Source organism: Pseudotabrizicola sediminis, assembly GCF_004745575.1.
GTDB classification, from domain to species: domain Bacteria; phylum Pseudomonadota; class Alphaproteobacteria; order Rhodobacterales; family Rhodobacteraceae; genus Pseudotabrizicola; species Pseudotabrizicola sediminis.
In genome coordinates, this window is sequence record NZ_RPEM01000045.1 from 1 (window position 1) to 1,913 (window position 1,913).

2 pseudogenes are annotated in these 1,913 nt (G+C 60.3%); both read right to left on the reverse strand.

Annotation, left to right across the window (positions count from 1 at the left end):
- Positions 1-41: 41 nt before the first annotated feature.
- Positions 42-1,404, reverse strand: a pseudogene (locus EEB11_RS19205) (IS110 family RNA-guided transposase).
- 221 nt (positions 1,405-1,625) lie between these two features.
- Positions 1,626-1,874 (reverse strand): annotated as a pseudogene (locus EEB11_RS19210) (transposase); the annotation flags it as partial.
- Positions 1,875-1,913: the final 39 nt, after the last annotated feature.

A 1,913-nucleotide genomic window follows, 5' to 3' on the forward strand; every position in this document is an offset into this window, starting at 1 on the left:
AACCTCACGGCTTTTGGCTCGCGAAGAACTGGGTGGCCTTCCTAAGAAACAGCCTCGGTTGCAGGAATGGGTGCCAATTCAAAACCCAGTATCTTTGCTCGGCGTTGGAGGTTTGCGACGACGCGGGTTCGATGGCGCTCTTCATAGGCTGCGGCACCCGGATCGTGATAGGACATGCCGAAGCGGATCGCGTTGTAGAACAGGACGGCGATCTTGCGCGCCGTCGCTGTCACCGCCTTTTGTTTGCCGATCCGGGAGGACAGGCGCCGATAGAAAGCCCCCAAAGCCGTATCACTACGCCCGATGGTCGTGGCCGCCAATCGCAAGAGCGCGGCAGCCCGACTGGATGAGCGCCGGGTGCGCGATGATAACAGCTTGCCGCCCGATATCTTGTTGCCCGGTGCCAGACAGAGCCACGAGGTGAAGTGCTTGGCGCTTTTCCATGCCCGCAGGTCCGTGCCGCATTCGGCGACCAGCTTCAGCGCCAGTGCAGGGCCAAGCCCATGAATCTGGGTGAGGTCCGTGCCCAGAACGCCAAAGAGAGCGGCACGCACATCGAACGAAGGCGCGTTGACCTGCTTGCGTTTGGTCCGTGCCTTGGGCAGGGCCGGAACATCCCCATCGGCCCTGACGGTCAGTGCCGCAACTGCGGCCTCCAGCTTACGATCACAGTCCTCGATCTTGGTCTGGTAGAAGTCGTAAAGATCGAGTGACTGGGTCAGGGCGAAGATATGTTCAGCACGGTCGTTGCCGACGAGGGCTGCCTTGATCACTTCGATGGAGGAATGGCAGCGGATGTCACGGAATGCGGCCAGCACTTCGGGGTCACGCTCCCCGGCGACAATGGCACGGATGATCCGCATGCCGGTCGCACCGGTGATATCCGACACGACATGGTGCAGCTGCAGGTTCATCTCCATCAGGGCCTTTTGCATGTGCTGAATATGGGCGGCGGCATATTCGACCAGCCGCTCGCGCTGACGCATATAGGCACGCAAGGTGGCGATCTGCGTCAGCGGCACGGAAGCTGCCGCGCAAAAGGCCATAGGAATGCAGTTGTCGTAGCCAGCCCGCATCGCTGACGTCAGTTTTGCGCCCCGGCACATTCTTGGCGTAGCGCGCATTCACCAAGATCACTTGAAAGCCCCGCGCTTCCAGAACTTCGAACGCCGGGATCCAGTAGACGCCGGTGGATTCCATCGCCACGCTCGTCACTCCGCATGCTTCGAACCATTCGGCAAGGTCGTGCAGGTCTTGGGTAAACGTGCCAAAAGCCCTGACGGGCGTGTCGCAGGCATCGGGGTTCACCGCAGCCATATGCATGGTCGATCCGATATCGATCGCCGCCGCCGCGGGATTGACCATCTTCAGGTCCGGGTGGCCACCGGTCGCAATCTTCGTCATGGCTTCTCCTCCGACAGGGAAGAAGGGCGTGGGCCATGCAAGTCCGTCATCTTCCTAACCGGGATCGCTGCAGAACAGCGTCACCACTCTCAAATGCGCATCAGCCCATGTGCCACGTTTTTTAACGGGGTCTGACCCTCCAATAAGCGATCGGCAACTGCCCTTCAGGCAGCCGAGGGTAGCACAAGCTGTTTATACCGCGCACAGGCGGGCTGTGGCCCGTGACGGTTTTTTAGCAGCTCCCTCTCCTCCTTGAGAATCCGGTTCTCACGCCGAAGCCGTTCGTTCTCGCGCAGAAGGTTCTGGTCGGGGTCGGGTGGCCCGGTCTCGTCAGAAACCATCTTCGCCCATTTGTTCAGGGTCGAAAGCCCAACCCCCAAATCAGACGCAACCTGACCCCTCGTCAGGCCGCTGGTTGTCGCGATGCGAACTGCATCCCGCTTGAACTCGTCGCCGTGTATCGCTGCCATATCCGGTCTCCTTGATGGCGAGTATTGCTCTCAAAAGAC